The sequence below is a fragment of the Cupriavidus sp. GW823-FHT07A04 genome, from assembly GCF_058794615.1.
On the sequence record NZ_JBXAHA010000029.1, the window covers coordinates 71,829 to 96,698 of the forward strand.

The following is a 24,870-nucleotide window of genomic DNA, read 5'->3' on the forward strand; positions in this document are numbered from 1 at the left end:
AAGCTACGATTGGCATTGAAGCCAGCGGGAAGGCGCACCTCCCAGCATCCATGTTGTCGGCCATCAACCGGGAATCTTTAGCGCGGCGGCCGCAATAGCGGGCCGCCCGCTTGGCATCCGGAACGTTTATCATAAGCAGCCCGGCCGCTTTGGCCGGGAAAGACCAGACAGCCAGCACCGTCAGGATGGCGGCTGAATCCGGCGAAACCAGTCACCAGAATGAACATCATGGGTCGGGCGCAGAACATTGCGGGAAGCTTCGCTATTTCGTGTTTGGCTTTTGGCATCTCGACGGATTGCCTGGCGCTGGATTCGGCCGAACTCTATGAGCGGGAATCGCCCAGCATCTGGGTGGTATCCGTCTTTGACGCGCAAGGCACGCGGTTCGGCCTGGGCAGCTCGGTGGTGATCGGGCCGGAGGAGCTGGTCACCAACTGCCACGTGCTCAAGAGCGGCAAGTCCATCAGCATCCGGCGCGAGAAGGTCACGTATGGCGCCAACCTGGTGCACGCCGATGTCGAGCGCGACCTCTGCATCCTGCGCGCCAAGGGCCTCACCGCCCCGGCGGTAAAGATCGCGCCGCTGGCCGCGCTCAAGGTGGGGCAGAAGGTCTACGCCATCGGCGCGCCGCGCGGCTACGAGCTGACGCTGAGCGATGGCCTGCTCTCCTCGCTGAACAAGGACGAGCGCGACCGCATCGTCCGCCTGCAGACCACCGCCCCGATCTCCCCAGGCTCCAGCGGTGGCGGCCTGTTCAACACGGACGGGCAACTCGTCGGCATTACCTACCTGATGCGGACCGACGCGCAGAACATCAATTTTGCCATTCCCGCGCAATGGATCAGCGAGGTGCCGGCACGGTCCGCGCTGGCGCTGCAGAAATTCCGTAGCGAGACGGCATCCACCGCCCCGCCTGCCATGGCGCTCCCGCCTGGCCAGCCTGGGCAGCCTGGCCAGGGCGCCACGGCCTACGCCCCGGCCCGGCCCGCAGCCGGCCCGCAGGGCAGGCAACTGACCGGGGTCGAGCTGGCCAGCCATTTCACGCATCTTGGCAGGATCAATGCCATCGCGCCTTCCGGCATTACGCTCTGGATGCAGGTCAGGGAAAGCGGCAGCCTGGATGTGACCAATTCCGTCAGCCGCGGCTATTCGTCCGGGCGCTACCGCATCGAGCCGGAAGCCAACCAAGTCTGCCTGGAGATGGCCAACCCGAGTTTCAGCGCGATGCAAACGTGCTATCGGCTGACCGAGGCCGACGGACGCTATGTCATGCGATCCGCCACCAGTCCCTATTACTTTTCATACACGAAGTAGCAAGCGGGCGCCGGCCGCAGCCGCTCGCCTCGCCATTTCTCTCAGGGCACAAGACATGGGAAACCGATATCGAAATAGCGCCCCCGCCGCGCTGGCCGTGGCGTCTATGCTGCTGGGCGGCTGCGCGCCGACCACCGTCGGCGTGACCAGCCGCGCCAGCGACTACACCGGCAAGCCCACCCGCATGTATGTGCTGGGCACTACCGGCATGGGTTGGAACAGCGACTTCTCCGCGGCGTTCGCGGCCAAGTTCCGCGAGGTCACCCGGCAGTGCGGCGTGGAATCGGCGTACGACGAGATCTCGGGGCTGGAGCTGGACTCGACCGCGCTGACCGGCAGGATGCGTACGTTCGCCGCCGATACGGTGCTGACCATCGCCAACGGCGGGGGCGTGGTCAACGCGTCCGGCGGCCGCCTGTCAATCAACTATGGCACGACGCTGACGGATGTCAGGCAGAACCGCGCGGTGTGGAAAGGCAAATACACGTTCAGCCGCGGCGGCACCCTCATCCCGATCGAGGAGCGCGCTGCAGTCCTGGCGATCGACATCACCAACAGCCTGAAGAAAGATGGCTTCCTCACCGGCTGCGCGCAGATCGCGCTGGGCCAGAATGGCCGGCTCGACCCGGCTGCCGTGCCGCATGCCGCCGCCGTCGGCAGCAATGGCCCGGCCGGCAGGACGAATACGATCAGCCCGGCCCGCCCGGCGCCACCCATCTCCGCCCCCCCTGTCTCCGCACCTGCGGCCCCCGCTACCGCGGCAACCCTGCGGGACCTGCAAGACCTGCTGCCACCGAAGTGACAAGCGCGGGCCGCAACGGGATCAAGCGCCCAGCCCGGCCTCGTCCAGATCCGCGAACAGGATCGTCCCCGTTTCCGATTCGGTCACAAACACCTTGCGCGGCTGCCCCGGCTCAACGGCGGGCTGAAACGCCAGGTTGGTGGTGGTTGCGCCCGCCGGGCTGGCGAGGATCGCCTCGGGCTCGCCGCGCTTGCTCAGCACCCACACGCAGCCCAGGCTGGCATGCGCCACAAACAGCCGGTCGCGGCTGTCGATGGCCATGCCGTCGGGGCCGCTGGTGCCGTAGAAGCTAAAGAACTGCCCTACCTTCGACACGCTGCCGTCGGCCTGCAACGGCACGCGCCACACGCAATTGCCGCGCGTGGCCGCCACGAACAGCACCTTCTCGTCGCAGGACAGCGCCAGGCCGTTGGGGCTGGGCACATTGCCCAGCAGCAGGTCCAGCTGCCCGCCGGCACGCAGGCGGTAGACGCGGCCCGTGGGATCGTGCAGGCCGGTCTGGCCCTGGTCGGTGAAATACAAGTCGCCATTACGGGAGATCACGAGGTCGTTCACGCCCTTGAACTGCTCCGCGTTGCGCCGTCCCAGCAAGGTGGTCACCTCGCCCGTGTCCACGTTGACGCGCAACAGGCCGTTGCGATAGTCCGCCACCACCAGTTCGCGCGCGTTCAGGAACTTCATGCCATTGGGCTCGCCCTTGTACTCGGCGACCAGCGACCATTCCCCGGCCGGCGAGATGCGCAGGATGCGCCCGAACGGGATGTCCGTCACGTACAGGTTGCCCGCGGGGTCGAATACCGGCCCCTCCAGGAAGCTGTCGATGCAGGCCCCGCCCTTGTTGGCATCAGCCCACTCGGAGCGCACGCCAGTCTTGCGCAAATGCGCGGGCATTGCCGTGAAGACCTGGAGGGATATCTCCCGGGGCACCGTTCTGAAGTACATGTTCGTTCCTTGTTGTCCTGGCGCCGCGCAATGGCGGCGCTTGCCCATTTACTCGGCCTTCACATCGGCGGATTTTGCCACCTGGCTCCACAGCGCGGTGTCGTCCTTGATGCGCCTGGCGAATTCCGTAGGCGCAATGCCGCCAGGCTGGGCGCCCATGCTGGCCAGGCGCTCCTTCACCTCCGGGCTGTTCACGCTCTTGTGCACCTCCGCCTGCAGCTTGGCGACCAGCGCAGGGGGCGTGCCTTTGGGCGCCGCCAGGCCAAACCAGTTGATGACCTTGTAGTCCTTGAGGCCAGCTTCGGCAAAGGTCGGCACGTCCGGCAGCGCGGGCACGCGCGCGGCGCCCGTGACCGCCAGCGCGCGGGCCTTGCCGCCCTTGATCTGCGGCACCGCGGTTGGCGTGGCGGTGATCAGGATATCCACGTTGTTGCCGATCAGCCCCATCAGCGCATCGCCCGCGCCCTTGTACGGGATATGCGTGATCGATATCCTGGCGTCCTTCTTGAAGACCTCGGCGGACAAGTGGGTGGAGCTGCCGGCGCCGCCCGAGCCGAAGTTCAGCTTGCCCGGGTTTTGCCTGGCGAAGTCGATCAGTTCCTGCAGCGTCTTGAACTTCGAGCTCGCGGGCACGATCAGGATCACCGGCGTCTGCGCAATCGTGGTCACCGGCACCAGGTCGTTGTTGTAGTCCCAGGGCAGCGCCTTGAACAGCGACGGCAGCATGGTGTACGTGGTGTCGTTGGCCAGCAGCGTGTAGCCATCGGGCGCGGAACGTGCCACCTGCAGCGTGCCGATGGTGCCGCTGGCGCCGGGCTTGTTCTCCACGAAAAACGACTTGCCAGTGCTTTCGGTCAGCTTCTGCGCCACCTGACGGGCCACGAAATCGGTGGTGCCACCGGCGGTGTATGGCACAACGATGCGCACCGGCTTGTCGGGCCAGGTGCCGCCGTGGGCATAGGTAGTGGCCACGCTAAGGGTTGCCAGGGCAAGGCTGGCGCAAAGGCGGTGGTACATGGCTGTCTCCATTGATGTCTGACTGGTGTCCGGTGTCCGGTGTCCGGTGTTCGCTATGCGTGGCTCACGCCAGCTCTCGGGGCGGCGGGTCGCTCTTCCGAAGTTGGTGCGCCTACTTGTTCTATTAGACGGAATAACATTCCGATTAATTGTAGGAGCCGTTGATTCGCCGGTCAATCCGGGGGCTTTCCCTAGCGAGCCTCGTCCCGGGCGGGGCGGATTTGCCATTGGCGGCAATGTGGGTGTTCGGCCGGGCAGCGCTGCCTGCGTTACCATGGCAGCGTACGTCTCACCTTGCGCATGCCCTCGCGCTGCCGCACCCACCTCGCGCCTTCGCCGCCATCACCCAATCGCCATGACCTCAGCACTGCTGCTTGAAAACATCCATGACACCGCCGTTGAGCGCTTCAAGGAAGCGCATGTCACCGTCGAGCGCCGCACCGGCGCGCTCGCTGGCGACGAACTGCATCGCGCTCCCGCGGCCCACCAGATTCTCGGCATTCGCTCCGCCACGCACCTTGGCGCCGCTGAAATCGAAGCCGCCAAGCACCTCGTGGCCATTGGCTGCTTTTGCATCGGCACCTCGCAGGTAGACCTCGACGCCGCAGCCCGCGCCGGCATGCCGGTGTTCAACGCGCCGTTCTCCAATACGCGTTCCGTGGCCGAGCTGGTTATCGCGGAGGCGGTCCTGCTGCTGCGCCGCGTTCCGGAGAAAAACGCGCTGGCGCATGCCGGCAAATGGGCCAAGGGCGCAAGCGGGTCGTTCGAGGCGCGCGGCAAGACCATCGCCATCATCGGCTACGGCAATATCGGCTCGCAGGTTGGCGTGCTGGCAGAAGCCATGGGCATGCGCGTGGTGTACTACGATGTGCAGGCCAAGCTGTCGCTGGGCTCGGCGCGCGCGGCGCGCTCGCTGGCGGATGCGGTGTCGCAGGCCGACATCGTGACGTTGCACGTGCCGGCCACCGCGCAGACCAAGAAGATGATCGATGCCGACGTGCTCCGGCAGTTCCGGCGTGGCGCGATCCTGATCAATGCGTCGCGCGGCACCGTGGTGGATATCGAAGCGCTGCGCGCGGCGTGCGATGACAACCATATCGCCGGCCTGGCGATCGACGTTTTCCCCGAAGAGCCCAAGACCAACGCTGACCGCTTCACCAGCCCGCTGCAGGGCGTGCCCAACGCGATCCTGACGCCGCATATCGGCGGCAGCACGGAGGAGGCGCAGGAAAATATCGGCACGGAAGTCGCCACCAAGCTGATTGCCTTCCTCAGGACGGGCGACACGATTGGCGCGGTGAATTTCCCCGAGGTGAGCCCCGGCCCGCTGACGTCGCCGGCGCGGCTGCTCAACGTGCACGGCAACGCGCCGGGCGCGCTCGCCGCGCTCAATACGCTGCTGGCGCGCGACGGGGTCAACATCGTGGCCCAGCACCTGCAGACGCATGGCCAGATGGGCTATGTGGTGACCGACCTCGACAAGGTGCCCTCGCCGACGCTGGCCGCCGCGCTGGATGCGGAAACGACGTTTATCCGCTGCCGCACCATCATTAACCCGCTGGCCTGAACGGCAGCGCGGCGCCATCGCTGCCTCGCCGGCAGCGACCAGGACAGCGGCCATCGGCCGCTGTCTTCAATTCACCCGGAAATGCTCCACCGACTGGCCCGCGTTGACTGCGCGCAGCAGCCATGCGGGCATGGGGCCCACGCCATCCCAGACCTGTCCCTCCGCATTGCGGTAGCGGCGTGCGGGCGCGCTCGCCTGCGCCAGTGCTGGCGCAGGTGCGGCCGCTGCCGGCGCGGCGGCGGCCTCGGCTACCTGTGCCGGCACCGCTGGAGGTGCCGCTGGTTTCACGGCTCCCGCTTTCTGCGCGGGCACGGACATGGTCACCCGTGCAGGCGCAGGAGCGGCGGCCAGGGCTGCCACCGGCTCGGCAACCAACGCTGCCGCCGGCTTTTCCGCGGGCACGGCGTCAGCCGCTGCCACCGCATCTACGACAGGCGCGGCGACCGGTGTTGCGATTGGCCTTGCGACCGGCACAGCAGGTGGCGCTGATTGCCTGACAGGGGCAGGAACGCGTTTGCGCGCTACGGCCTTGCGCAATGGCGCAGGTGCGACTACCGGCGGTGCGGTGATTGGCCCGGCAGGCAACAGCGCGGGCGGTGCCGTGATCGGCCCTGCGGGCAACAGCGCCTGGGCGACATCTACATCCATTTCATTTTCCTTCACGATGGGTTCCTCGATCGGCGCCCTGGCGGGCGCCGCCTCCCAGTCAAAACAACCTGCCGCCTCCAATTCATCCATGGAGATGCCGAGCCGCTCCATCTGGACGCGGATCCAGACAATGGCGGCGACTTTCTTGACGTCGGCGGGATCAGAAGAAGGCATGGCAAAAGACACAATAAATGCAGGTAGAAGGGGCGGGGAAACGGTCGCGGATGCGGCGCTGGCCGCACACTGAAGATCCTGAGGATCGCACATGATAGCCGAGCGCGGGACCAGCCCCCGCCGAGCCTCGAATCCGGACGCAAAAGCCGGGCCAAAGGCCCCTCTCCTGCACCCCTTCAATGACCGCAAATCCGCCTCCGGGGGGCATCGGCCAGCCTGAGTCCATGCCCTGCCCCCAACGCTGCGCCATCATGCAAAACCCACACAAATTAAATGAGAACGATTATCATATGCGACTTCACGGTCACGATTTCCTAGCCGTCCCAGCCAACGGCCTGTGCGCAACACGGCACCGCCAGCCTCCCATCTTGAAAGGATGCATAGCCCATGAATCGCCTCATCACCTCGGCCCTGCTTTGCGGCGCCGCACTGAGCGGCACCGCTCAGGCTCACCAGGTCTGGCTTGAGCAAACGCCGGCGGCCGCCCAACTGTATTTTGGCGAATTCAACGAGAACCTGCGCGAAGTTTCGCCGGGACTGCTGGACCGGTTCGTGCAGCCCACCGCCGTGCTGGTAACGGCCAGGGGCGAGCAACCCCTCAAGGCCGACAAGACCACCAACGGCTTCGTGCTCTCGGGGCGCGCAGGCGCGGGCGAGACCATCGTCGCGCAGGACACGGGCTATGCGCTGCTGGAGCGCAAGGACGGCGACAAGGTGATCCGCACCGCCTGGACGCCGGCGGCTCGCTTGCTGGGCGCTGGCTCCACCACCGCTGTAACGCCCAAGCTCACGCTGGACATCGTGCCGACCGGCCGCGCCGGCGAGTACCAGGTGGTCTATGCCGGCCGCCCACTGCCCAAGGCCAAGGTGGGCGTGGCCGTGCAGTCCGGCTGGGGCCGCGAGCTGCGCACCGACGAGCAAGGCATCGTGCGCCTGGCGCAGCCGTGGCAAGGCACCTACGTGCTGGAGGTGCACCACATCGACAAGACCGCCGGCGAGCGCAATGGCAAACCGTACGACATCGCCAGCTACGTCACCACCCTGTCGCTGACGCAGGGCGATGGCCTGGCCGCGGTACCCGCAGTGCCGGCAGCCGCGCCCAACAAGTAAGGGAGCGCTTGTCATGGGGTTGAGCCAGACCGGCCGCTATCGCCTTGGCGTTGCCTCGCGCGTGGTGGCCGCCATCGGGGGCGGCTATGTGCTCGCGGCCGTGGCCACCGGGCTGCTGGCCGTGGTGGTGCCCATGCCGCCGGACGAGGCGGTGATGACCGCCACGCTGCTGTCATTCTCGCTTTACGCGTGCGCGGTGCTGTGGGTGTTCGCCGCCGGCAGCGCGTGGCGCGCCTGGGCCGGCGTGGTGGTGCCTGCCGCGGTGCTCGGCCTCTTGCTGGCTGCCTTGCGGAGCGCGCCATGAGGGCCGGGCTGCGTCAATCGATGGCCTGGCTGCATAGCTGGTCCGGGCTGCTGGTGTGCTGGGTGCTGCTGCTGGTGTTCTGCGCCGGCACCGCCAGCTACTTCAAGGACGAGATCACGCTGTGGATGAAGCCCGAGCTGCACCGCTCGGCCGCCACGCAAGTCTCCAGCGCCGAGGCCGCCAGCCGTGCGGTAGCGTACCTGCAGCGCAACGCCTCGGACTCTCCCCGCTGGTTTATCGACCTGCCGGATGCGCGCAACCCCGCGGTAAACGTGCTGTGGATGCGCCCACCCGGCGCGCCGGCTTCAGGCATCGGGGGCGGCCGCGGCCGCTTCGAGAGCCGCACGCTGGATCCCGCCACCGGCGCCTTCCTGCAGACCGTGCGCGACACGCGCGGCGGCGAGTTCCTCTACCGCCTGCACTTCGACCTGTACTTCATGCAGGCGATCTGGGCGCGCTGGATCGTCGGCTTCTGCGCGATGTTCATGCTGGTGGCCATTCTCAGCGGCATCATCACGCACCGGCGCATCTTCCAGGACTTCTTCACCTTCCGGCCGCGCAAGGGCCAGCGCTCCTGGCTCGATGCGCACAATGCCACCGCCGTGCTGGCGCTGCCCTTCCACCTGATGATCACCTACACCGGGCTGGTCACACTGATGTTCATGTACATGCCGTGGGGCATCCAGACTGCGTACCAGGGCAACCAGCAGGCTTTCAACAACGAAGCCTTCGGCCGCGCGCCGCAGGGCAAGCCAAGCGGGCAGGCGGCGCCGCTGACGCCGGTCGCCCCGCTGGTGGAACAAGCCATGCGCCATTGGCATGGCGCGCAGCCCAGCCGCGTCGCCATCATGCTGGCGGGCGATGCCAACGCCACCATCACGGTGTCGCGCGGCACCGAAGGCTCGTTGTCCGCCAATGCGCCGTCGATGCGCTTTAACGGCGTCACCGGCGCGCTGGTATTGGCCACGGGCGACGCGCCCGGCGCGGCCAACCAGACGCGTGGCGTGATGGTGGGCCTGCACGAGGCGCATTTCGCCGGGCCCTTGCTGCGCGCGCTGTTCTTCGTGAGCGGGCTGGCAGGTTGCGCCATGGTGGCCACCGGCGCGCTCCTGTGGGGCGTAAAGACGCGCCAGGGCCAGGCCAAGGCACTGGCGGCCGGCGCCCGCCCGAGCTTTGGCTTGCGGCTGGTGGACGCGCTCAACCTCGGCGCTATTGCCGGCCTGCCGATCGCGTTTGCTACGTACTTCTGGGCCAACCGCTTGCTGCCCGCGGGCATGCCGCACCGCCCCGACGCGGAGATCCATGCCTTCTTCATCGCCTGGGGGGCGGCAGCCGTGCTGGCGCAGGTGCGGCCGACGCGCACCATGTGGCGCGTGCAGCTGTGGGCCGGCGCGCTGATGCTCGCTGCCATTCCCGTGCTCAACGCCTTCACCACGCAGACCCACCTGGGCGTGACGCTGCTGCAACGCCAGGGGCCTGCTGCCGTGGCCGGGTTCGACCTGACGGTGCTGGCGCTGGGCATTGCGCTGGGCGCGGCAGCGCATATCCTGGGGCGGCGCGCCAAGGCGCGCGTACCCGCGCGGCGCCCGGTGCCAGCCAAAGACATCGGTATGCCATCGAGCGATGCGAAGGGAGCCGCATGAGCGCAAGCCTGGGTTTCTTCACCGCGCTGGCCTTCACCTATAGCGGTTTCACCGCGCTCAGCCAGACGCTGGACCGCCACTATGCCGATCGCCACGGCCGCGGCGCCGCGCCTTCGCCCGCCGAGCGCTTGCGCCTGCAGGGACTAGGCTGGGCCGCGCTGGCCCTTGCCCTGGCGGCTTGCGTGCGGCAGCTAGGCTGGCCGATGGGCAGCGTCTCATGGATCGGCACGCTGACGCTCGGCGCGCTCGTGCTGGTGCTGCTGCTCAGCTACGCGCCGGCCATCGCGGTACGCGCCGCCCGCTGGGCGGGGATGCTGGGCGGATGCGGGCTGCTAATGATGGGTGCAATGCCCGCCTAGCCATCTCTGGGGCCTGCGAACAGGATCAGGCGCACGGCAGACACATCTCGCCCGTCCCGTCGGAGAGCGTGACAGCGAAGCCGTCCAGATTGCCGCGGGCCGCCAGCGGCTATCATGACGGCAATTCCAACACACCGGCACAGTCCTTCGCTCGCCATGCCTGACAACACCCCCGCAAGCCAGCCATACGCGCTGGAGAATCCCTTTCTCGAATCGCTGAATCTCACCATCGTCGAGTGGCAGCCGGACCTGGTGCGCATGTCGCTGATGCCGCAGGCTGCGCACCTCAACAACACGGGCGTTGTGCAAGGCGGCATCCTGGCCACGCTGCTGGACGCGGCGGGCGGCTACGCCGGCCTGTTTCCCGAGAATGGCGTGCGCCGCGCCGCCACCACCATCTCGCTGAACGTCAACTATGTCTCGTCCGCGCAAGTGGAGCCGCTGCTGGTGGTTGGCCGGCGCGTGGGCGGTGGCCGCCGGGTATTTTTCTCCAACGCCGAGGTCACCGACAGCCAAGGCCGTCTGATCGCCACCGCGCAGGCCGCATTCCGCAGGAAGGATCCGGTCTGAGCAGACTAGACCGCGCCCGTGTTGCCGGCGCGCCATGCAAGGTGGGCTAATCGCGCGACGACAGCGGCGGCGCAATCTCTTCCAGCGGGCGCTTTTCCGCATTGACCGCATAACGCAGGGCAAACAAGCCCGCGACGATCACCAGCGCCGCGCCAATGCCATAGCCAACAGCCACCGCGGCGCGGCTGCCGCTCTCGATCAGCGCGCCGAACAGCAACGGCCCGATAAAGCCTCCGGTGCCCGTCCCCACGGCGTAGAACACCGAAATGGCGAGGGCGCGCGTCTCGATGGGAAAGACCTCGCTCACCGTCAGGTAAGCGGAACTGGCCGCCGCGGAGGCCAGGAAAAACACCGCCGACCAGCACAGCGCCTGGCTGCGCGCGTCAAGCCAGCCCTGCTCGAAGGCCCACCCGGTCATGGCCAGTCCCACGCCGCAGAGCACATAGGTAAGCCCGATCATGCGGCGCCGCCCGATATGGTCGAACAGCGGCCCCAGCAGCAGTGGCCCCAGCACATTGCCCAGCGCAAAGGGGAAGATATACAGCCCCACGCGGTTATCGGGCACGCCGTGAAAGCGCGTGAGCACCAGCGCATAGGTAAAGAAGATCGCGTTATAGAAGAACGCTTGCGAGACCATTAGCGCCAGGGCGACCGCGCTGCGCAGCCGGTAGCGCTTGAACAGCACATGCGCGACCTCGCCAAGCGTAGGCGCCGCGCGCCTGGAAAGCAGGATCGTGCCCGTGGCCGGCGGCAACGCGCCGTACTGGGCCACCACCTGCGCCTCGATGGCGGCGACGATGCGCCCGGCTTGCTCGCCACGCCCGTGCGTCAGCAGCCAGCGCGGGCTCTCCGGCACGTCCCGGCGCACCAGCAAGATGGCTAGCGCCAGCACTGCGCCGAGCAGGAACGCCGCACGCCAGCCCACGGCCGGGCCCAGCACGCGCGGATCCAGCAGCACCAGGCTCAGGCCCGCGCCAAGCGCGGCGCCGAACCAGAAGCTGCCGTTGATGGCCAGGCTGACGCGCCCGCGCACGCGCGCCGGGATCAGTTCGTCGATGGCCGAGTTGATCGCCGCGTACTCGCCCCCGATGCCAAGGCCCGTCAGGAAGCGGCACACCGCGAAGAAGACGAAACCCGTGGAAAAAGCGGTGGCCAATGTCGCCGCCATGTACACCGCCAGCGTCACCAGGAACAAGGCCTTGCGGCCAAGGCGGTCCGCAAGGCGGCCGAACACCAGCGCGCCCAATACCGCGCCAGCTATGTACAGCGACCCTAGCCACCCTACCTGCGCCGCATTGAGGCCCAGGCCATCCGGGCGCTCGAGCACGCCGCCCAGCGATCCCACCAGCGTCACCTCGAGCCCGTCGAGCACCCACGCCACCCCCAGCGCGACTACCACCCTCCAGTGCCAGCGCGACCACGGCAGGCGGTCCAGGCGGGCGGGGATATCGCTCTGAATGAGTGGCATGGCGGGTTCCGTCCCGGTGCGGCGAATGGCAAGCTGGCGCTGCGACCCGCGCCTGAGAGGCGCTTCCGGCATCAGCTCAGCCGTTCACGATGTTTCCGTCATGGATCTGCACGACCAGGTCGCTGAAGTAGCTAGCCAGCTAGCCGCGCTGGAGGCCAGGAACACCTAGCCGCCAGCGCCCAGCACGCCAGGCGCACGAAGCCTACAATGAATCATGGCCACCATAAAAGGGAACCGCCATGATCGCCTATATGCTCTTCCTCGGGGCAGTCGTCCTGCTCTACGCCTTCGTCATTCGCGCAGGCTTTTTCCACAAGTCGGTGCTCTATCCGGAACACGCCCATCCGTTCCATTACTGGTGGGACCGGATCGTCCATCACCAGAAGAAAGAGAAAGCCAGCTAAGGCGCTTGGACCCCGCAAGGCCTGACCAGGCCGCCCAGCCCGCCGATCGGCGGGCTGTTTCATGCCGGTGACTGGCACCGGGCGCCGGACGTGGCCCCGGAACGGAAAATGGAAAACGAGCGCCCCGACAAAGAGGCCCTTGCTGCTCATGACTGCCTGCCCGGGTGCTAAACTGGCCGCCCTTCTTATCCGGCCGTTGCTCCCTATCCATGCGCATTTCCCGCCTCGCTACCCGAGCTGCACTCCTCTCTGTCTGCCTGGCGTCCGCCAGCGCCGGCGTCATCGCCGCCGAGGCCCCGCCCGCGCCCACGCCCGACCAGGTCACCGCCGCCATCCAGCAAGCGGAGGCCGAGCGCCTGAAGCAACTGGAGCAGACTGACCCGGCCGCGGCCGAGCGTGCGCGCTCGCCGTTTGTGGCAGGGATCATGGCTTCCATCAAGGCGCATACGGTCAAGGGCTGCCTGCCCGCCAGCGGCGGCGAGATCGTCTGCATCGTCGGGGTCAAGGCCGGCCGCCGCGACGGCTACCGCGCACTGGCCTTCGGCGGCAATCCGGAGCCGTGGGTACTGGTGCGCCGTGAAGAACCCGCCATCAGTGGCCCGGACGCCGCGCAAGCCACCGCATCGATGCGCGAATTTGCCCGTGGGCAATTGCAGACCCAGACGGATGCGCAGGCAGTCGCGGAACTGACCGCAATGGCCACATCGCTGACGGTCAAGCAGCTCGACGAGTGCAGTCTGAGCCACGAGAGCGGCAACGTGCGCTGCTCCGCCATGATCTCCACCGGCGGCAAGCCCGACCAGCGCGTCACCGGCTTTGCCTTTGCGCTCGAAGCCGGCGGCTGGCGGTTTGTGCCACGCGAGCAGTAAGCAGGCCGCTGCGGCCATCGCGGGCCACTGCCCCGCAGGGAGCGGAGATCACATCTCATAGCTTTTAATGTTGATCCAAGTCAAGTGAGTGATGGAGCACAATCCCCACGCTATTGGGGCAGATGCCCAGCGCCCACGGTGAGACACTGCGTGCGGGCGGGAAAAGCGTCTCGCCCAATGTCACTTCTTCATGCCCTCCATTTACCTGGCGGGCATTTTTTTTGGCCTTGCTGCCGCGATTCATTGAGCCGTGAACCTTGTTCGCTCAATGTTGAACCGCCTGCTTAGGCCGGCAGGCTCGATTCACCCGACTCCGATGGATACAGGACCGGGGGATGTTCCATGTCCTTTGGCCATGAATTTACGGCCATGAATTTACAAATTGTCCAGATATAGATAATATGTACAGATTGATCGCACCTCTGAGTACCCGCAAGCAGCAAGAGCTGCTCGAGCAGGAACAGGGAAGGGAAAGCGGACCACGGTTTGATTGAGACTTTCGCACCAGTTGCAATCTGACCGACATGGCGCCGCAGGCCATGACGATGGCACGCCTGCCCAGCGGCGTGCTATCGATACTCAAGGGCCCCAGCATCCATCGGCCCTGACAGCGCCTTCAATCTAACAAGACTTAACGATGATCCTGAATCTTCCAACCTTCGATGACGTGTTAGCGGCCGCGCGCCGGATTGAAGGCTTTGCCCACCGGACTCCCGTGATGCGCTCCCAGACCGCCGACAAGGAACTGGGCGCCGCTTTATTCTTCAAGTGCGAGAACCTGCAGCGCACTGGCGCCTTCAAGTTCCGTGGTGCCTTCAATGCGCTGGCGCGCTTCGATGCCGCGCAGCGCCGCCGGGGCGCTCTCGCCTTCTCCGGCGGCAACCACGCGCAGGGCATCGCACTGTCGGCGGCATTGCTGGGGATACCGTCGACGATCCTCATGCCGCACGATGCGCCGGCTGCCAAGGTGGCGGCGACCAAGGGCTACGGGGGCAAGGTGGTGCTCTATGATCGGTACACCGACGACCGCGAGGCAATCTGCCACAAGCTGGCGGAGGAACAGGGCCTGACGCTGATCGGGTCCTATGACCAGCCGGACGTGATTGCCGGCCAGGGAACCGCCGCCAAGGAATTGTTCGAGGAAACGGGCGAGCTCGATGCCCTGTTCGTCTGCCTGGGCGGCGGCGGCCTGCTCTCCGGCTCCGCACTGTCCGCGCGCGCACTGGCGCCGCGGTGCAAGATCTACGGCGTAGAGCCCGCCACCGGCAACGATGGCCAGCAATCGTTGCGCTCCGGCGCGATCGTGCATATCGATACGCCGAAGACCATCGCCGACGGCGCGCAGGCGCAGCACCTAGGCCGTCACACGTTCGAGATCATTCGCCGTGATGTCGACGATATCCTTACCGCCAGTGACGAGGAGCTGGTCGATGGCATGCGCTTCTTTGCGTCACGCATGAAGCTGGTCGTGGAGCCAACCGGCTGCCTGGGCCTCGCCGCCGCACGCGGCATGAAGGCCGAACTGATGGGCAAGCGCGTGGGCATCATCGTTAGCGGCGGGAACGTGGACATTGACCGTTTCGCGGCGCTTCTTGCAGGCTGAGTTGCGTGATTCGCGCGTGTACACCCGAAACACCGGGCCCTGCGCGAAACGTCCTCGCTGCAATGGCCTATGGCGCTCATCCGCATCATCCCGATGGTGGATCGCCGGGCGTCGGCACGGGCGCTTTTCCGCCGTCAATAGTCCTTCACGATTACCCCAACAAGGGGGATCGTCCCCACGCAAGATGGGTGCACAATCCGGCCTGAAACAGCAACCGCAGGCCTCGAATCCCATGCTAAACGACGCGAAACCACAGATCGATACGGCCCGCCGCGGCGAAACCGTGAAGGAGTTGGGCGCCGGTGCGCTCACGGATATGGGGATCCCTGGCGCTCTGGCCACGGTGCAGCAGATCGCGGAACGCCGGACGCGGGCCCTCGCGGATTTGCTCGAGGAGGCGATTCGGAGCGGGACGCCGCGGGCGCTGCGCAGCCATCGCAGGCGGTAACTTTCTCCCTTCCACCCGTTCTCCCTTCCGCCCGTTCTCCCTTCCGCCCGTTCTCCCTTTCGCCCATTCTCCCGCTCGCCGGCGTCCAGGACCGGCGCGACTGGCGCACCGGTCATAGCCGGCACCGTGATCCTCCTGGCCCCTGCCGCGGTCGTCATCGGCACCTTGATTACCTGCCGCGTAATTGGCGCGCAGCCCCCCAGCTCCCACACTGAGCTTGCCTGGACTCGCCAGGTAACCGCCACCGGAGCTGTCTCATGCCTGCCGCCGCCATTTCACATTCCGCCCCGTCCCTGCGCCATCCCGGCGCATCAATCCCCGCTCGGCTCCATTCCACACAGCCCGGCCATGTGCTGACCCGTGACGGCGTGTCGCTGTTCGTGCGCGACTGGCACGACGGCAATCCGGCGGCGGACGTGGTGCTGTTCGCGGCCAGTTGGGCGCTGCCATCGGACGTCTGGGGCGGGCAGATGCGGGCGCTGCATGCTGCAGGCGTGCGCTGCATCGCCTACGACCGCCGGGGGCATGGCCGCTCCAGCGATCCCGGGCATGGCTATGACTTCGATACGCTGGCCGACGATCTCGCGGACGTCATCGACGCGCACGGCCTGCGGCGCGTGACGCTGGTCGGCCATTCGATGGCTGCGGGAGAAATCGTGCGCTACCTGTCGCGCCACGGCGCGGGCCGCGTCGCCGGCATCGTGCTGGTGGGCTGCACCACGCCGTGCGTGCCGCGCAGCGAGGACAACCCGGACGGCATCGATCCCGCGCTGCTGGCGCAAGCGGCGGCCGAGCTGGCGGACGACTTTCCGCTCTGGGTGGAGAACAATCTCGCTGCGTTCGGCGGCGGCCTGTGCTCGGCGCCGCGGCTTGCGTGGGTGCGCGCCATGGCCCTGCAGACTTCGCTGCAGGCGCTGCTGGGCTGCAACCACGCCAGCACCCATGCGGATTTCCGCGCGGAACTGCCGGCCATCAAGGTGCCCGCCCTGCTGGTCCACGGCGACAACGATGCCTCCTGCCCGCTTGCGCTGACCGCCGAGCGCACAGCGGCCCTGCTGCCCGACGCCCGCCTCGCCGTCTACGCTGGCGCGCCGCACGGCCTGCCGTTCACGCATGCGCAGCGGCTGGGCGCGGACATCCTGGCGTTCGTGCGCGAACTCGGCTAAGGCCCCTTGCCAAGGACTCCAGCCATGACCTCCTCGAGCCTGAACCGCGCCGAGAGCGCGCCCGTCCCGCACCACGCCGCCGCATCGTCCCCGACCCCCATGGACCACCTGGCCCTGTTGGTGATGCTAAGCGGCACCTTCATGGTGGTGATGGATTTCTTTATCGTGAATGTGGCGCTGCCGGCCATCCAGCACGAATTGCACGCCAGCGCCGGCGCGCTGCAGTTCGTGGTGGCGGGCTATGGCCTGGCCAATGCCACCGGGCTGATCACCGGCGGGCGGCTGGGCGACATGCTCGGGCGGCGCCGCATGTTCATGCTGGGCCTGTTGCTGTTCGCGCTCGCCTCCGCCGCTTGCGGGCTTGCCCCGTCCGCTCCCGTTCTGGTCGCGGCACGCGTGGCGCAGGGCCTGGCGGGCGCGCTGCTCCAGCCGCAGGTGCTGGCCATGCTCTCGCTCACCTACACCGGCCCCGCGCGGGCGCGGGCATTCGCCGCGTACGGTCTCACGCTAGGCCTGGCGGCGCTGCTCGGCCAACTGGTGGGCGGCGCGTTGATCCGGGCCGACCTGGGCGGGCTCGGCTGGCGCACCTGCTTCCTGATCAACGTGCCCGTGGCAATCATTGCGCTGCTGCTGGCGCCACGCGTGTTGCGCGCATCGCCGCCCACCAGCGGCAGCAAGCCGGACGTGCCTGGCATGGCGCTGTTGGCGGCGGCACTGGGTGCGCTGGTGTGGCCTCTGGTAGAAGGCAGGCAGCAAGGCTGGCTGGCCGCCCGCCGCCCTGCTTACGCTGGCCATGGCGCCCGTGTTGCTCGCCGTGTTCGCCTGGCATCAGCGCTGGCTGCATGCGCGCGGCGGGCAGCCGCTGGTGAGCCCGGCGCTGTTCGCCGCGCCAGGCTTTGCGCGCGGCCTGGCCGTGACGGTCGCCTTCTACGCCGGCAATGCCTCGTTCTACTTCGTGCTGGCGCTCTACCTGCAAGACGGCCTTGGCCTGAGCCCGCTGCAAGGCAGCGGCGCGTTCACGATGCTGGCGCTGGGCTTCTTCGCCACCTCACTGGCCGCGCCGCGCATCGCCGCCCGCCTGGGGCGCTCGTCCATCGCCTATGGCGCCATGCTGCTGGCGGCGGGCCACTGGCTGCAACTGGCGAACACGCTGCTGCCATGGCAGGCGCAAGGCACCGGCTTGATGACCGTGATGCTGATCCTGCTGGTGGTAGAGGGCGCGGGCATTGGCATGGTGATGGCGCCGCTGGCCTGCGCCGTGCTGGCGGGAACGGCGCAACACCATGCCGGCGTGGCCGCCGGTGTGCTGGCCACGGTGCAGCAGGTGGGCAACTCAGTTGGCGTGGCGCTGCTCGGGAACCTGTTCTATGCGCGGCTGGAAAGCGCCGGCACGGCGCATGGCTACGGCAGCGCCTTTGCCTGGTGCCTGGGATGCCTGCTCGGCCTTGCGCTGCTTGTCACCCATCTTTGTCGCGGGCGGCGGCTGGCCGCGGCCCTGTAGACCCCGCAAGTCCCGCAGGCCGAAGGGGCATTCGGTGGCATCCCCCGGCAGGATGGGGGGGGCCAAGGCTGCCGCGCCAGAATCGGCTGGATTTCGCCTCTTCCGGCATCTAGAGTTACCAGCATCCTTCCCTACGCCCCGGCGCCCGGGTATCCAGGTATGCGCCGGCGGCGGCGACGAGGTGACTTATGCAGAACGGAAAAGACGTCGCCCGCGGCCCTAAGCCTGCCAGCCCATGGCAGGTGCCGGACCTGACACCGGAGCGGGTGTTGCAGCTCGGGATGGGCTTCTGGGCTTCCAAGACCTTGCTCAGCGCGGTGGAGCTTGGCGTGTTCACGCAACTGGCGAAGGCGCCGCAGCCGGCCGGCCCCCTGGCCGCCGCCCTTGGCCTGCATCCACGCGGCGCGGTGGATTTCCTCGATGCGCTGGTGGCCCTGCACCTGCTCGAGCGCGAAGACGCCGAGGCGCCCAGCCGGTACAGCAACACGCCCGACACGGACCTCTTCCTGGACAAGGCCAAGCCCAGCTATGTAGGCGGCCTGCTGGAGATGGCCAATGCGCGGCTGTACCCCAGTTGGGCGTCGCTGACCGATTCACTGCGCTCCGGCCTGCCGCAGACCCAGGCCGACGAGCATGGCGACCTCTTCGCCGCAATCTATCGGGACGAACAAGGCTTGCGCGGATTCCTGCAAGCCATGACCGGCGTCAGCCTGGCCGCCGCCCAGGCGATGGCGCGCAAATTCCCCTGGGCGCAGTGCCAGACCTTTATCGATATCGGCACGGCGCAGGGCGCCCTGCCGGTACAGATCGCGCTGGCCCACCCGCACCTGCGCGGCGGCGGCTTCGACCTGCCCGCGGTTGGCCCGGTCTTCGAGGAATATGTCGCCTTGCATGGCTTGCAGGATCGGCTGCGTTTTTATCCCGGCGACTTCTTCAACGACCCCTGCCCGCAAGCAGACGTGCTTGTCATGGGGCATATCCTGCACGACTGGGATCTCGAGCAGAAGCTATACCTGCTGGAAAAATGCCACGCCGCGCTGCCCGCCGGCGGCCGCCTGATCGTCTACGACGCCATGATCGACGACGCGCGCAAACAGAACGTGTTTGGCTTGCTGATGAGCCTGAACATGCTGATCGAAACTCCGGGCGGCTTCGATTACACCGGGGCGCAGTGCTGCGCCTGGGCCAGGCAAGTGGGCTTTGCGCAAGCGCGGGTGGAACCGCTCACCGGGCCGGACTCCATGATGATTGCGACCCGCCAATGACGTAGCAGCGCCAACCCATCGGAGAGGACGTGCCATGGCTGAGATGGAAAAGGAACAAGTGGTCAGCGTGCTGAACCGGATCCTCGAAGCCGAGCTTGCGGGGGTGGTCCGCTATACCCATTACTCGCTGCTTGTGTTCGGCTTCGGCCGCATCCCGATCGTTTCCTGGCTGCGCGAGCAGGCCAACGAATCGCTGCTGCATGCCCAGCAGGCGGGAGAATGGATTACCACGCTGGGCGCCTATCCGTCGCTGGCCATCGGCAAGCTGCTCGACAGCCACACCTTCGATATCGCTGCCATGCTGCGTGAGTCGCTGGACGCGGAAAACGCTGCCCTCAAGCTGTATCGCGAGTTGCTGGCGCTGGTGGAGGATCGCTCCGTGGCACTGGAGGAATTCGCGCGCCAGATGATCCAGATCGAGGAACTGCATGCCGGCGAGGTCGACAAGATGCTGCGCAAGCCGGGGCAGGCCGCAGCCTTCGCACCGCCGCCAAAAGCCTGACGCGCCATCCGCGTGGCCGCCGGACCGCGTATCCCCCACGCCGTCGCCATGGCAAACAACACGCCGTTCGGCCTGGCCGCGCACTTCCATACCGGCAGCCACGCCCGCTCCTGGCGCGTGACCGATGCACTGGATTGCGCCATCATCGCCTGAATGCAGGCATCATCTCCACCGCGGTGGCGCCGTTTGCGCCGTTTGCGCCGTTTGCGCCGCGAGAAGACGCCCGGCGTTGGCTCCGAGAGCCCAAAATACGGGATCGAGGATGACCTGGAATCAATTAAATCGGAGCCGGCAGCGCCTGGCGGCAAGCGCGGCCGGGCGCTGCCGGACTCGGATATTCGCACCTGGCAGAAAACACAAGATCGGAGACAACATGAAAACAATCGGCATGATCGGCATCGGCATGATGGGCCATGGCATCGCCACCAACATCGCCAGGCACGGCCACCCGCTGGTGCTGCTCGACCATCCCGGCAACCAGCCGGTGGACGACCTGCTGGCGGCCGGCGCCACCACGGCCGCCACCCCGGCCGAGCTAGCGCGCGCGGTCGATATCGTGATCCTGTGCGTCACGGGCACCCCGGAGGTGGAGGACGTGCTGTTCCGCCCGGACGGTGTGCTTGCCGGCCTGCGCCAGGGCGCCGTGGTGATCGACTGCTCCACCGCCATTCCCTCGTCCACGGAGCGCATTGCCGCAGCGGTGGCCAAGGCCGGCGCACGCTTTCTTGACGCGCCCATGACGCGCACGCCCAAGGAAGCCGAGGAAGGCCGCCTCAACCTGATCGTCGGCGGCGACCGCGCCTTGTTCGAGCAATGCCGGCCACTGCTGTCGTGCTTCGCGGAGAACATCGTGCACGCCGGGCCCGCCGGCTCGGGCCACCGGCTCAAGCTGCTGCACAACTTTGTCTCGCTGGGCTTCTCCGCCGTGCTGGCCGAGGCCGCTGCCTGCGCTGAGCGCTCAGACGTAGACCCGGGCGTGCTGGTGGAAGTGCTGGCCAAGGGCGGCGCAGACGGCGTGATCCTCAACCGCATGCGCCCCTACATCGAGTCGCAGGACAAGTCCGGCTTCCGCTTCTCGATTGCCAACGCGCTCAAGGACATGGGCTACTACACCACGATGGCGCAGGAGCTTGGCGCCGCGCGTGCCACGGCGGAGGCGGTGCGGGATACCTACGAGCGCGCCAGCCACACCGCCCGGCCGCAGCCGACGGTGCCGGAGCTGATTTCGATCCTGGCGGACGAGGCAGGCAAGGCGGCCTGATCCTCGCTCAGATCGCCCGCAGGTCGGGCAGCAGGCGATCGCACTCGCGCTTGACCACGGCATAGCACTCGCACACGCGCTGCTCCAGCCCTGGCCGATCGAGCACTTCGATATGCCCGTGGTGATAGCGAATCAGGCCGGCATTCTGCAGTTTCAGCGCTGCCTCCGTCACGCCGGAACGCCGCACGCCAAGCATGTTGGCGATCAGCTCCTGCGTCATCTTCAATTTGTTGGTTGGCAAGCGGTCCATGCTGAGCAGCAGCCAGCGGCACAGCTGCTGTTCGATGGAGTGATGCCGGTTGCACACGGCCGTCTGCGCCATTTGCGTGATCAGCGCTTGCGTATAGCGCAGCAGCAGCCGCTGCATGGGGCCGGCGCGATTGAATTCCGCCTTCACCGTGGCGCTGTCAAGCCGATAGGCCGTGCCGGCGCTCTGGACGATGGCACGGCTTGGCGTGGTCTCGCCCCCCATGAACAGCGCAATCCCGACCATGCCCTCGTTGCCAACGATGGCGATCTCCGCCGATGCGCCGTTTTCCATCACGTAGAGCAAAGATATGATCGACGTGGTTGGAAAATACACATGATTGAGCCGGTCCCCAGACTCATAGATCACCTGCCCCAGCGGCAAATCCACCAGCACCAGCTGCGGCGCCAGGCGCGCCCATTCTTCTTCCGGCAACACCGCCAACAGATGATTGGCTCTGGCGTATTCCTGTGTCTGCATGGGTATGCCCCGTAGGTTCAGGACCTGCCTCTTGCCGGCATCTGCCATGGCAAATCGGGGTCAGGACCGCCATCTGAGCCCCAGTGTAAACCAGCCGCATGGCGCGCTTGCCGAAGCCGCCAGACACTGGCGCCATAAAAAGAGAACCCGACTTGCACGCTAGCGTACCGACTTGCCATAGGCCCCCGCCTAAGATGCCCCAGATGTCGATCGGCCAGATGCCATAGGGCTGCAGGCCGCATCACAGCCAAGGCATGCCTCTCCCTCCCCTTGGGGCATACGGTAACTAGTGGCGCTCGACCCACTTGGCAGGGGAAACGTTTTGGAGGGCGCATGCAAGCCCAAGCTAATGGTCACAGTGTGATCGTCTATCCCGACATGGTCGGTGGATGGTACTTCGCGGAAATCGACAGGAAAGCTGTCTACCGCTTCGGGCCATTCGAGTCGCACAAGCTCGTCAGGGAGCTGGTCGTGGTGTTGTTCCCGGAGATTCCAGTGCTTGAGTTGGTAGAACCGTCGCCAGAAATGGATGACAGCGCCCTGATGATCCTGGGCAATGGGGAACGGGTATCACAAGTCACAGAAGAGCAGGGAACTGCCAGGCAGTAGACGCGGCTGCAACCGGGCAGGGGTCGTGCAGCCGACCGGCGATGGCGGCAAACGCAAGCCAACGCTGAACGCTATTCCTTTCATGCCCTTGGCCTTCGGGCCGAGGGCTTTTTTTTTGCATGGCGCGCCGCATCGGATTCCGTGTCCGCCATCGTACCGACTTCGCAGCCGATCCATGTCAGTCTCAGCCTGTCGCGGCGCCGCATTGCGGGCCTTCGCCATGTAGCGAGCGCGATGCGATGGATCTCGAGGTGACATCATGCGCAGCGTCCTTTATTTCCGGCTTAGCGGCATCGCCGCCGCGAGAAGCATGCAATCGTCGTTGCAGGCGTTACCTGTTGCCCCTGTCCATATCGGCGGGCCCTGGTTCATCCAGCGCGACGACCAGCCCTTGGAAGGGTTGCCCCGAGCCGCGTCCAAGCAAACAACGTATCGCCAGGAATGGGCGATAGCGGGCACTGTGGCCGGCGCCATATTGGCCATTGCCGCGACGCTGCATCTTGGCACCTCGGCCGGCACCTTTGCCAGCATCCTGGCCTGCGTGGCGAGCGGGGCGCTCGGCGGCTTGTGCGGCGCCTGGCTCGCGGGCCAGCTTGGCGCGCGCATCCTGCGCGGCAAGGTTGCCCGGGAACGCGCGCAGCTCGCGCAAGGCGAAATGCTGCTGGTCGCGAGCTGCGCCGGGGACGCGAAGGATTCCGTCAAACGCATGATCAATGCGCTGGGCGGCGTGAGCGTCGAGGAGCACAGTGACGTCATGCCAGGTTTCCGGTGGGCGTGACGCATTGCGGATGACCGCTGCAGCGCATCACGCCTGCGGCGTGGTATCGATAGGAGCATGTCATGCGAACTCGTCTTATTATTTGCGCTGCTGCGCTCGCGCTCACCCAAACGGGGTGCTTGTGGGTACCCGGCGGCGAAGGCCGCACCGGTGGCGATGGCGGCTATCGCGGTGCGGACCGGCATGACGGCCATCCAGGCAATGAGTGGAACAACGATCATCGCTCCGGCGATCGCGGACAGCCGTACGGCACGGAGCGCAACGGCGACAACCGGGAGCGCGACTATTCGCCAAGAGGCGGCTGGACGCAATGACGTTGCCGGATAGCACGCGCGCAAAAATGCGGCACAGCGCGGGTGCTATCATCCAACGGCTCTAGCCTCCCCCAATCGCGCCGATGCCGCCGGACCCCGCACCAGACAAGCCCACTACCGCCAACGCGCTCCCTGATATCCACCGCCTGCGCGCCCGCTTTGTCGCCATTTCCTGGCGCGACCTGGCCGTATCCTTCGGCCCCGTGCTGGCCCTTGCCCTGGCAGCCATCTGGCTCGCAGTATGGCTGGTGCAGCCGGCGCCGCCGAGCACCATCTCCATCAGCGCGGGCCCCAAGGGCAGTTCCTTCTACAACGCCGCCGAGAAGTACGCAAGGGTCCTCGCACGCAATGGCATCACGTTAAATGTGCTGGCCTCCGAAGGCTCCCGCCAGAACGTGCAGAGGCTGGCCGATCGCAAGCAGGACGTTGACCTGGCGCTGGTGCAGGGCGGTGTCTCCAGCGATGTGGATACCGAAGGGCTGGTCTCGCTGGGCAGCGTGTTCTACGCGCCCATCACGGTGCTGTACCGCGGCAAGGAGCAGCACAAATTGTCCGACTTCCACAAGTCGCGCATCGCCATCGGACGCGAAGGCAGCGGTGCCCGCGCGCTGGCGCTGACGCTGCTCAAGGCGAACGGTATCGAGCCGGGCGGCAGTGCCGAGCTCATCGCGTTCGATGGCGACGACGCCGCCCAGGCGCTGGTCGACGGCAAGATCGACGTGGCCATGCTGACCGGCGATTCCGCCACTGGCCCGATCATGCGCAAGCTGTTTCGCATGCCGGGCATCCGCCTGCTGGATTTCGCGCAGGCCAATGCTTATACGCGGCGCTTTCTCTATCTGCAGGAGCTGGTGTTGCCCGCCGGCGTATTCGACCTGGGCAAGAATCTCCCGGCGCATCCCATCCGCCTGATCGGCCCGACGGTGGAACTGGTGGCGCGCGATTCGCTGCATCCCGCGCTGTCCGACCTGCTGATCGAGGCCGCGCGCGAGGTCCACGGCAAGGCCGGCCTGCTGCAAAGCGCCGGGCAGTTTCCCTCGGCCACCGCGCATGAGTTCCCGCTGAGCGACGACGCCACACGCTATTACGCGTCGGGCAAGGGCTTCCTGTACCGCCACCTGCCCTTCTGGCTGGCGAGCCTGCTCTCCCGTGCACTGGTGCTCGTGCCGGTGATCGTGATCCTGATTCCGGCCTTCCGGCTGGTGCCTTCGCTCTACAGGTGGCGGGTCAAGTCCCGTATCTATCGCTGGTACGGCACCCTGATCGACATCGAGCGCGTGGCACTGGTGAACCCCTCCGAGGAAGAAAAAGCCGCCCTGGCCCAGCGCCTCGACCACATCGAAGACGCGGTCAACAAGATGAAGATGCCGCTTGCCTATGCCGACCAGTTCTATGTGCTGCGCGAGCATATCGTCTTTGTGCGGCGCAGGCTGACGGGCGCGCTCTAAGCTGGCGCAAGACATCCTCCGCATCGACACCGTGGTTGCCATAGTGCGATCTGGGCG

The 24,870-nt window shown here is 66.7% G+C and carries 26 protein-coding genes and 1 pseudogene; 22 read left to right on the forward strand and 5 right to left on the reverse strand.

What is annotated here, in order from left to right; all coding sequences use genetic code 11:
• The first annotated feature begins 219 nt into the window (after nt 1–219).
• On the forward strand, nt 220–1,314 hold the full coding sequence (locus AC1Q7Q_RS36450; protein ID WP_492376767.1) for a S1C family serine protease: 1,095 nt from the start codon (nt 220–222) through the stop codon (nt 1,312–1,314).
• Between the two features lie 55 nt (nt 1,315–1,369).
• Complete coding sequence (locus tag AC1Q7Q_RS36455; RefSeq protein ID WP_492387277.1) at nt 1,370–2,116, forward strand: hypothetical protein; 747 nt, start codon at nt 1,370–1,372, stop codon at nt 2,114–2,116.
• Nucleotides 2,117–2,137: 21 nt separating this feature from the next.
• Here the strand turns inward: AC1Q7Q_RS36455 and AC1Q7Q_RS36460 are convergent, their stop codons facing one another.
• Both AC1Q7Q_RS36460 and AC1Q7Q_RS36465 read right to left on the reverse strand, forming a co-directional pair.
• Nucleotides 2,138–3,058, reverse strand: a complete 921-nt coding sequence (locus tag AC1Q7Q_RS36460) for an SMP-30/gluconolactonase/LRE family protein (protein WP_492375691.1) — start codon at nt 3,056–3,058, stop codon at nt 2,138–2,140.
• Between the two features lie 48 nt (nt 3,059–3,106).
• Nucleotides 3,107–4,075 (reverse strand): Bug family tripartite tricarboxylate transporter substrate binding protein, encoded by a 969-nt coding sequence (locus AC1Q7Q_RS36465; protein WP_492375690.1) that lies wholly within the window; start codon nt 4,073–4,075, stop codon nt 3,107–3,109.
• Nucleotides 4,076–4,430: 355 nt separating this feature from the next.
• On the opposite strand from AC1Q7Q_RS36465, the gene serA reads away from it, so the two are divergent.
• Entirely contained in the window at nt 4,431–5,642 is a 1,212-nt protein-coding gene (serA, locus tag AC1Q7Q_RS36470; protein ID WP_492375689.1) for a phosphoglycerate dehydrogenase, read from the forward strand.
• 66 nt (nt 5,643–5,708) lie between these two features.
• Here the strand turns inward: serA and AC1Q7Q_RS36475 are convergent, their stop codons facing one another.
• Nucleotides 5,709–6,464: an H-NS family nucleoid-associated regulatory protein gene (locus AC1Q7Q_RS36475; protein ID WP_492375688.1), complete on the reverse strand. Its 756-nt coding sequence runs from the start codon at nt 6,462–6,464 to the stop codon at nt 5,709–5,711.
• A 387-nt stretch (nt 6,465–6,851) separates the two neighbouring features.
• Here AC1Q7Q_RS36475 and AC1Q7Q_RS36480 point away from each other — a divergent pair, with 387 nt between their 5' ends.
• The 5 genes from AC1Q7Q_RS36480 (at nt 6,852) to AC1Q7Q_RS36500 (ending at nt 10,450) form a co-directional block, all read left to right on the forward strand.
• A complete protein-coding gene (locus tag AC1Q7Q_RS36480; protein ID WP_492375687.1) occupies nt 6,852–7,574 on the forward strand; it encodes a cobalt ABC transporter substrate-binding protein in 723 nt (240 codons plus the stop codon).
• 13 nt (nt 7,575–7,587) lie between these two features.
• Complete coding sequence (locus AC1Q7Q_RS36485; RefSeq protein ID WP_492375686.1) at nt 7,588–7,878, forward strand: DUF3649 domain-containing protein; 291 nt, start codon at nt 7,588–7,590, stop codon at nt 7,876–7,878.
• Nucleotides 7,875–9,521 (forward strand): PepSY-associated TM helix domain-containing protein, encoded by a 1,647-nt coding sequence (locus tag AC1Q7Q_RS36490; RefSeq protein ID WP_492375685.1) that lies wholly within the window; start codon nt 7,875–7,877, stop codon nt 9,519–9,521. Before AC1Q7Q_RS36485 ends, AC1Q7Q_RS36490 begins: the two co-directional genes overlap by 4 nt.
• Nucleotides 9,518–9,880, forward strand: coding sequence for a DUF3325 domain-containing protein (locus AC1Q7Q_RS36495; protein ID WP_492375684.1), 363 nt, complete (start codon nt 9,518–9,520; stop codon nt 9,878–9,880). The genes AC1Q7Q_RS36490 and AC1Q7Q_RS36495 overlap by 4 nt, the downstream gene beginning before the upstream one ends.
• Before the next feature lie 156 nt (nt 9,881–10,036).
• Nucleotides 10,037–10,450, forward strand: a complete 414-nt coding sequence (locus AC1Q7Q_RS36500; protein ID WP_174424783.1) for a PaaI family thioesterase — start codon at nt 10,037–10,039, stop codon at nt 10,448–10,450.
• Nucleotides 10,451–10,496: 46 nt separating this feature from the next.
• Here the strand turns inward: AC1Q7Q_RS36500 and AC1Q7Q_RS36505 are convergent, their stop codons facing one another.
• On the reverse strand, nt 10,497–11,918 hold the full coding sequence (locus tag AC1Q7Q_RS36505) for an MFS transporter (protein ID WP_492375683.1): 1,422 nt from the start codon (nt 11,916–11,918) through the stop codon (nt 10,497–10,499).
• 239 nt (nt 11,919–12,157) lie between these two features.
• Here AC1Q7Q_RS36505 and AC1Q7Q_RS36510 point away from each other — a divergent pair, with 239 nt between their 5' ends.
• The 10 genes and pseudogenes from AC1Q7Q_RS36510 (at nt 12,158) to AC1Q7Q_RS36555 (ending at nt 20,937) form a co-directional block, all read left to right on the forward strand.
• Nucleotides 12,158–12,322, forward strand: coding sequence for a hypothetical protein (locus AC1Q7Q_RS36510; RefSeq protein ID WP_253931542.1), 165 nt, complete (start codon nt 12,158–12,160; stop codon nt 12,320–12,322).
• 209 nt (nt 12,323–12,531) lie between these two features.
• The gene (locus AC1Q7Q_RS36515) at nt 12,532–13,191 is read left to right on the forward strand and encodes a hypothetical protein (protein ID WP_492375682.1); all 660 of its coding nucleotides are present in this window, start codon (nt 12,532–12,534) and stop codon (nt 13,189–13,191) included.
• Between the two features lie 637 nt (nt 13,192–13,828).
• Nucleotides 13,829–14,794 carry a threo-3-hydroxy-L-aspartate ammonia-lyase gene (locus AC1Q7Q_RS36520; protein WP_492375681.1) on the forward strand — a complete coding sequence of 322 codons (966 nt, stop codon included), beginning with the start codon at nt 13,829–13,831 and terminating at the stop codon, nt 14,792–14,794.
• 184 nt (nt 14,795–14,978) lie between these two features.
• Entirely contained in the window at nt 14,979–15,242 is a 264-nt protein-coding gene (locus tag AC1Q7Q_RS36525; protein WP_492375680.1) for a hypothetical protein, read from the forward strand.
• 257 nt (nt 15,243–15,499) lie between these two features.
• Nucleotides 15,500–16,408, forward strand: coding sequence for an alpha/beta fold hydrolase (locus AC1Q7Q_RS36530; RefSeq protein WP_492375679.1), 909 nt, complete (start codon nt 15,500–15,502; stop codon nt 16,406–16,408).
• Nucleotides 16,409–16,558: 150 nt separating this feature from the next.
• Nucleotides 16,559–17,083 (forward strand): annotated as a pseudogene (locus tag AC1Q7Q_RS36535) (MFS transporter); the annotation flags it as partial.
• Nucleotides 17,084–17,201: 118 nt separating this feature from the next.
• Nucleotides 17,202–17,909: an MFS transporter gene (locus AC1Q7Q_RS36540; protein ID WP_492375678.1), complete on the forward strand. Its 708-nt coding sequence runs from the start codon at nt 17,202–17,204 to the stop codon at nt 17,907–17,909.
• Nucleotides 17,910–18,097: 188 nt separating this feature from the next.
• On the forward strand, nt 18,098–19,174 hold the full coding sequence (locus AC1Q7Q_RS36545) for a methyltransferase (protein ID WP_492375677.1): 1,077 nt from the start codon (nt 18,098–18,100) through the stop codon (nt 19,172–19,174).
• 34 nt (nt 19,175–19,208) lie between these two features.
• Nucleotides 19,209–19,676, forward strand: coding sequence for a ferritin-like domain-containing protein (locus tag AC1Q7Q_RS36550; RefSeq protein ID WP_492375676.1), 468 nt, complete (start codon nt 19,209–19,211; stop codon nt 19,674–19,676).
• A gap of 373 nt (nt 19,677–20,049) precedes the next feature.
• Nucleotides 20,050–20,937 (forward strand): NAD(P)-dependent oxidoreductase, encoded by an 888-nt coding sequence (locus AC1Q7Q_RS36555; RefSeq protein ID WP_492375675.1) that lies wholly within the window; start codon nt 20,050–20,052, stop codon nt 20,935–20,937.
• A 7-nt stretch (nt 20,938–20,944) separates the two neighbouring features.
• Here the strand turns inward: AC1Q7Q_RS36555 and AC1Q7Q_RS36560 are convergent, their stop codons facing one another.
• Entirely contained in the window at nt 20,945–21,664 is a 720-nt protein-coding gene (locus AC1Q7Q_RS36560; RefSeq protein WP_416052156.1) for a Crp/Fnr family transcriptional regulator, read from the reverse strand.
• Between the two features lie 333 nt (nt 21,665–21,997).
• On the opposite strand from AC1Q7Q_RS36560, the gene AC1Q7Q_RS36565 reads away from it, so the two are divergent.
• The 4 genes from AC1Q7Q_RS36565 (at nt 21,998) to AC1Q7Q_RS36580 (ending at nt 24,813) form a co-directional block, all read left to right on the forward strand.
• Nucleotides 21,998–22,273 (forward strand): hypothetical protein, encoded by a 276-nt coding sequence (locus AC1Q7Q_RS36565; protein ID WP_253931532.1) that lies wholly within the window; start codon nt 21,998–22,000, stop codon nt 22,271–22,273.
• A 259-nt stretch (nt 22,274–22,532) separates the two neighbouring features.
• A complete protein-coding gene (locus AC1Q7Q_RS36570; protein ID WP_492375674.1) occupies nt 22,533–23,051 on the forward strand; it encodes a hypothetical protein in 519 nt (172 codons plus the stop codon).
• Nucleotides 23,052–23,113: 62 nt separating this feature from the next.
• Nucleotides 23,114–23,365 carry a hypothetical protein gene (locus AC1Q7Q_RS36575; RefSeq protein WP_492375673.1) on the forward strand — a complete coding sequence of 84 codons (252 nt, stop codon included), beginning with the start codon at nt 23,114–23,116 and terminating at the stop codon, nt 23,363–23,365.
• A gap of 83 nt (nt 23,366–23,448) precedes the next feature.
• Nucleotides 23,449–24,813: a TAXI family TRAP transporter solute-binding subunit gene (locus AC1Q7Q_RS36580; protein WP_492375672.1), complete on the forward strand. Its 1,365-nt coding sequence runs from the start codon at nt 23,449–23,451 to the stop codon at nt 24,811–24,813.
• The last annotated feature ends 57 nt before the right edge of the window (nt 24,814–24,870 follow it).

Bases quoted from the DNA above. Each gene is read 5' to 3' on its own strand.
- AC1Q7Q_RS36455 (WP_492387277.1), top strand. From the start codon at position 1,370: ATGGGAAACCGATATCGAAATAGCGCCCCCGCCGCGCTGGCCGTGGCG.
- AC1Q7Q_RS36465 (WP_492375690.1), bottom strand. From the start codon at position 4,075: ATGTACCACCGCCTTTGCGCCAGCCTTGCCCTGGCAACCCTTAGCGTG.
- AC1Q7Q_RS36460 (WP_492375691.1), bottom strand. From the start codon at position 3,058: ATGTACTTCAGAACGGTGCCCCGGGAGATATCCCTCCAGGTCTTCACG.
- AC1Q7Q_RS36560 (WP_416052156.1), bottom strand. From the start codon at position 21,664: ATGCAGACACAGGAATACGCCAGAGCCAATCATCTGTTGGCGGTGTTG.
- AC1Q7Q_RS36475 (WP_492375688.1), bottom strand. From the start codon at position 6,464: ATGCCTTCTTCTGATCCCGCCGACGTCAAGAAAGTCGCCGCCATTGTC.
- AC1Q7Q_RS36505 (WP_492375683.1), bottom strand. From the start codon at position 11,918: ATGCCACTCATTCAGAGCGATATCCCCGCCCGCCTGGACCGCCTGCCG.
- AC1Q7Q_RS36500 (WP_174424783.1), top strand. From the start codon at position 10,037: ATGCCTGACAACACCCCCGCAAGCCAGCCATACGCGCTGGAGAATCCC.
- AC1Q7Q_RS36555 (WP_492375675.1), top strand. From the start codon at position 20,050: ATGAAAACAATCGGCATGATCGGCATCGGCATGATGGGCCATGGCATC.
- AC1Q7Q_RS36545 (WP_492375677.1), top strand. From the start codon at position 18,098: ATGCAGAACGGAAAAGACGTCGCCCGCGGCCCTAAGCCTGCCAGCCCA.
- AC1Q7Q_RS36510 (WP_253931542.1), top strand. From the start codon at position 12,158: ATGATCGCCTATATGCTCTTCCTCGGGGCAGTCGTCCTGCTCTACGCC.
- AC1Q7Q_RS36570 (WP_492375674.1), top strand. From the start codon at position 22,533: ATGCGCAGCGTCCTTTATTTCCGGCTTAGCGGCATCGCCGCCGCGAGA.
- serA (WP_492375689.1), top strand. From the start codon at position 4,431: ATGACCTCAGCACTGCTGCTTGAAAACATCCATGACACCGCCGTTGAG.
- AC1Q7Q_RS36520 (WP_492375681.1), top strand. From the start codon at position 13,829: ATGATCCTGAATCTTCCAACCTTCGATGACGTGTTAGCGGCCGCGCGC.
- AC1Q7Q_RS36480 (WP_492375687.1), top strand. From the start codon at position 6,852: ATGAATCGCCTCATCACCTCGGCCCTGCTTTGCGGCGCCGCACTGAGC.
- AC1Q7Q_RS36580 (WP_492375672.1), top strand. From the start codon at position 23,449: ATGCCGCCGGACCCCGCACCAGACAAGCCCACTACCGCCAACGCGCTC.
- AC1Q7Q_RS36550 (WP_492375676.1), top strand. From the start codon at position 19,209: ATGGCTGAGATGGAAAAGGAACAAGTGGTCAGCGTGCTGAACCGGATC.
- AC1Q7Q_RS36495 (WP_492375684.1), top strand. From the start codon at position 9,518: ATGAGCGCAAGCCTGGGTTTCTTCACCGCGCTGGCCTTCACCTATAGC.
- AC1Q7Q_RS36530 (WP_492375679.1), top strand. From the start codon at position 15,500: ATGCCTGCCGCCGCCATTTCACATTCCGCCCCGTCCCTGCGCCATCCC.
- AC1Q7Q_RS36490 (WP_492375685.1), top strand. From the start codon at position 7,875: ATGAGGGCCGGGCTGCGTCAATCGATGGCCTGGCTGCATAGCTGGTCC.
- AC1Q7Q_RS36540 (WP_492375678.1), top strand. From the start codon at position 17,202: ATGGCGCCCGTGTTGCTCGCCGTGTTCGCCTGGCATCAGCGCTGGCTG.
- AC1Q7Q_RS36525 (WP_492375680.1), top strand. From the start codon at position 14,979: ATGGGTGCACAATCCGGCCTGAAACAGCAACCGCAGGCCTCGAATCCC.
- AC1Q7Q_RS36515 (WP_492375682.1), top strand. From the start codon at position 12,532: ATGCGCATTTCCCGCCTCGCTACCCGAGCTGCACTCCTCTCTGTCTGC.
- AC1Q7Q_RS36485 (WP_492375686.1), top strand. From the start codon at position 7,588: ATGGGGTTGAGCCAGACCGGCCGCTATCGCCTTGGCGTTGCCTCGCGC.
- AC1Q7Q_RS36565 (WP_253931532.1), top strand. From the start codon at position 21,998: ATGCAAGCCCAAGCTAATGGTCACAGTGTGATCGTCTATCCCGACATG.
- AC1Q7Q_RS36575 (WP_492375673.1), top strand. From the start codon at position 23,114: ATGCGAACTCGTCTTATTATTTGCGCTGCTGCGCTCGCGCTCACCCAA.
- AC1Q7Q_RS36450 (WP_492376767.1), top strand. From the start codon at position 220: ATGAACATCATGGGTCGGGCGCAGAACATTGCGGGAAGCTTCGCTATT.